This window comes from Noviherbaspirillum sp. (assembly GCF_035654295.1).
Lineage (GTDB): Bacteria > Pseudomonadota > Gammaproteobacteria > Burkholderiales > Burkholderiaceae_D > Noviherbaspirillum.
In genome coordinates this window covers 1-3,810 of record NZ_DASRXF010000202.1, presented here as the reverse complement: position 1 = coordinate 3,810, position 3,810 = coordinate 1, and the positions used below count along the sequence as shown (strand labels likewise).

The window sequence follows — 3,810 nt, the reverse complement described above, 5'->3', positions numbered from 1 at the left end:
ATCCTGGTCGGCATGGTCGGCGTCAACGTCCCGCTGCCGGTGCCGGTCGCCTACCACTCCTTTGGCGGCTGGAAACGCTCGCTGTTCGGCGACTTGCATGCCTACGGGCCAGATGCCGTGCGTTTCTACACCCGCCGCAAGACCATCACTCAGCGCTGGCCGGCATCCAACGACCCGGGCCGGGCGATGTTCAGCTTTCCCTCAAGCCGCTAAATGAAACTGTTTTTCCCTCGCGCGATCAAGATAACAAGCATGCGCGAGGGAAAAACATGGAACAGCTGCCGAACCGGCTAAAGAAAGTCTCGTTCAACCTGTCTGGTCTGCTCCGGCGCGTGAGCACGGCGGAAAAGTCCGTGCTCCTCGCCGCCTTCATTTCGGCGGCCTCGCTGTTTGCCTTCGTCGAAATCGCCGACGATGTCAGCGAAGGCGATACCGTCGCCTTCGATACCGCCATCCTTCTCGCCTTCCGCAACCGGTCGGACTTGTCCGACCCGCTCGGCCCGGCGTGGTTCGAAAGCATCATGCGGGATTTCACCGCACTTGGCGGAGTAGCTTTGCTCACGACCGTCACCGCGCTCGTGGCCGGATTCCTGTTCCTCACCGGAAAGCGGCGCGCGGCATGGATGGTGCTCGTCTCCATCATCGGCGGCATCGCACTCAGCCACCTGCTCAAGTGGGGATTCGGGCGTCCCCGGCCGGACCTCGTGCCGCACGTGACGGCCGTGTACACGCAAAGCTTCCCCAGCGGCCACGCCATGCTGTCGGCCGTGGTCTACCTGACGCTCGGTGCGCTGCTTGCCCGCACCGAGCGGGACGTGCGCGTGAAGATCTATCTTCTCGCCGCAGCCAGCCTGCTCACCATGGCGGTCGGCGTCAGCCGGGTGTATCTCGGCGTGCACTGGCCAACTGATGTGCTCGCCGGCTGGGCAGTCGGGGCGGGCTGGGCGCTGATCTGCTGGTTGATCATGCTGTGGCTGCAAGGCAGGGGGAAAGTCGAAACGAACAGTGTGGACGGGGCGCGTTCCTCGGCGCCATGATTCGGATCGTAGGGTGGGTAGAGCGCAGCGAAACCCGCCATGCGAACAGCAGGAGTTGTTCGGTGGGTTTCGCTTCGCTCTACCCACCCTAAAGTCCTCGATGGATTATCCGGACATTACAGTCCTCTATGCATTATGCGGACATACGCTAGAATCGGGCACACCATGCAGATCACTATTCAACGTCCTCAATGAAACTCGCCACCTGGAACGTCAATTCCCTGAAAGTCCGCCTGCCGCAGGTACTGCAATGGCTGGGTGAAAACCCCGTCGATGTCCTCTGCCTGCAGGAAACCAAGCTCACCGACGACAAGTTTCCGCAGGCCGAGATCGAGGCCGCCGGGTATCAGGCCGTGTTCACCGGGCAGAAGACCTATAACGGCGTCGCTATCCTGTCGAAGCATGCGATGGGCGAGGTCACGCGCAACAATCCGCGCTACGAGGACGAACAGCAGCGCATCATCGCCGCCACCATCGAAGGCGTGCGCGTCGTCTGCGCCTACATTCCGAACGGCCAGGCGGTCGGTTCGGACAAGTACCAGTACAAGCTGAAATGGCTGGATGCGCTGCACGGCTGGCTGGCGGATGAATTGAAGACTCACGAGAGCCTGGCGCTGCTGGGCGATTACAACATCGCGCCGGAAGACCGCGATGTGCACGATCCGAAGGCCTGGGAAGGCCAGGTGCTGTGCTCGGAGGCGGAACGGGCGGAATTCCGCCGCCTGCTCGATCTCGGGTTCAAGGATGCCTACCGGCTGTTCGAGCAGCCGGAGAAGATGTACAGCTGGTGGGATTACCGCATGATGGCCTTCCGCCGCAACATGGGCCTGCGCATCGACCATATCCTGCTGTCGCCCGCACTGGCCTCACGCTGCAGAGCCTGCGAGATCGACAAGGTGCCGCGCAAGTGGGAGCAGCCGTCGGATCACACACCGGTCATCGCAACCATCGAGTAAGGCGACTAAGGCGACTAAGGCGACTAAGGCGCCCGATGCCCGAAGGCACCGGGCAGTCGACAACTTACGCCGACAGCGCAGTCTTGATCTGCTGCAGCGAAGCCGGGTCTTCGATGGTGGTGAGGTCGCCCGGGTCGCGTCCTTCGCACAGCGCCTGGATGGAACGGCGCAGCAGCTTGCCGGAGCGCGTCTTGGGCAGCAGGCTGACGAAGTGCACGCGCGCCGGGCGTGCCACCGCACCCAGTTGCTTGTCCACCACCGCCATCACTTCCGTCTCCAGCGCCTTGCGTCCTTCCGGCGTGGCTGCCGCGTCGGCATTTTTTAGGATCGCAAAGGCGACCGCTACCTGGCCCTTCAGTTTGTCTTCAACACCGACCACGGCAACTTCGGAGACGTTCGGATGGCTGGAGATGCTTTCCTCGATCTCGCGCGTGCCGAGACGATGGCCGGCGACATTGATCACGTCGTCGGTGCGGCCGAGGATGAAGTAGTAGCCGTCGGCATCGCGGATGCCCCAGTCGAAGGTGGAATACACCTGCTGCTTGAAGTTGGACCAGTAAGTCTTCACGAAACGCTCGTCGTCGCCGAACACGGTCTGCATGCAGCCCGGAGGCAGCGGCCCTTCGATCACGACCACGCCCTTCTCGTTCGCGCCGCACATCTCGCCCGTCGATTCGTTGAGCAGCTTGACGTTGTAGCCGTACATCGGCACGCCGGGGCTGCCCAGCCGCGTCGCGGTGTTTTCCACGCCGCGCGCTACTGTCAGGATCGGCCAGCCGGTTTCGGTCTGCCAGTAGTTGTCGATGATGGGCACGCCAAGCTCGGAAGAAATCCATTGCGAGGTCGGCTCATCGAGCGGTTCGCCGGCGAGGTAGAGCGCCTTGAGCGAGGACAGGTCGTACTTCTTCATGAACTCCGGCGGCTGCTTCTTCAGCACGCGCACCGCGGTCGGCGCGGAGAACATGCGCGTGACCTTGTACTTCTCGACGATGCTCCACCAGATGCCCGCATCAGGGCGGATCGGCAAGCCTTCGTACATGATGGTCGCCATGCCGGCGATCAGCGGGCCGTAGACGATGTACGAGTGGCCGACCACCCAGCCGATGTCGGAGGTGGAGAAATAGGTTTCGCCGGGATTGCCGCAGAAGATGTGCTTCATCGACGAGGCCAGCGCCACTGCGTAACCGCCGACATCGCGCTGCACGCCCTTGGGCTTGCCGGTCGTGCCCGAGGTGTAGAGGATGTAGGACATCTCGTTCGACTCGAGCCATTCGACCGGCACCTCGGCCTTGAGGTGCTGCTCACGCAGCGTCGAATAGTCGACATCGCGGCCGGCGACGAGGTCCATCGGTACAAGACCGCGGTTGACGAGCAGGACATGAGCGGGCTTGTGCTGCGCGAGGCCGATCGCTTCATCGAGCAGCGGCTTGTAGGACACCGCCTTGCCGCCGCGCGAACCGGCGTCCGCCGAGACGATGAGTTTCGGTTTCGCGTCGTCGATGCGGGTGGCAAGGCTGTTCGCAGCGAAGCCGCCGAACACCACCGAGTGCACCGCGCCGATGCGCGCGCACGCGAGCATCGCAAATGCAGCCTCGGCGATCATCGGCATGTAGATCAGCACGCGGTCGCCCTTGCCGACGCCGAGCGATTGCATCATCGCGGCGGCGCGCATCACTTCCGTCTGCAGTTCCTTGAAGCTGTAGACCTTCTCGGTGTTCGTCTCGGTGGAGATGGCGATCAATGCCGGCTTGTCGCCCTGCTTGTCGGCCCAGCGATCCACCGCATTGTGGCAGAGGTTGGTCCTGCCGCCGACGAAC

Annotated in this window: 4 protein-coding genes; 3 read left to right on the top strand and 1 reads right to left on the bottom strand. The window is 63.0% G+C overall.

Annotated elements, in window-relative coordinates:
* From VFF99_RS18635 to xth, 3 genes are all read left to right on the top strand, one after another.
* Positions 1 to 213 (top strand): aldehyde dehydrogenase family protein (locus tag VFF99_RS18635; protein WP_325020420.1); only part of this gene is annotated, 213 nt, incomplete at its 5' end.
* A gap of 56 nt (positions 214 to 269) precedes the next feature.
* Positions 270 to 1,037: a phosphatase PAP2 family protein gene (locus VFF99_RS18630; RefSeq protein ID WP_325020419.1), complete on the top strand. Its 768-nt coding sequence runs from the start codon at positions 270 to 272 to the stop codon at positions 1,035 to 1,037.
* Between the two features lie 191 nt (positions 1,038 to 1,228).
* Positions 1,229 to 1,993, top strand: a complete 765-nt coding sequence (gene xth, locus VFF99_RS18625) for an exodeoxyribonuclease III (RefSeq protein ID WP_325020418.1) — start codon at positions 1,229 to 1,231, stop codon at positions 1,991 to 1,993.
* A 64-nt stretch (positions 1,994 to 2,057) separates the two neighbouring features.
* Here the strand turns inward: xth and VFF99_RS18620 are convergent.
* The coding region (locus VFF99_RS18620; protein WP_325020417.1) for a propionate--CoA ligase at positions 2,058 to 3,810 on the bottom strand (1,753 nt) is incomplete at its 5' end.

Bases quoted from the DNA above. Each gene is read 5' to 3' on its own strand.
- VFF99_RS18630 (WP_325020419.1), top strand. From the start codon at position 270: ATGGAACAGCTGCCGAACCGGCTAAAGAAAGTCTCGTTCAACCTGTCT.
- xth (WP_325020418.1), top strand. From the start codon at position 1,229: ATGAAACTCGCCACCTGGAACGTCAATTCCCTGAAAGTCCGCCTGCCG.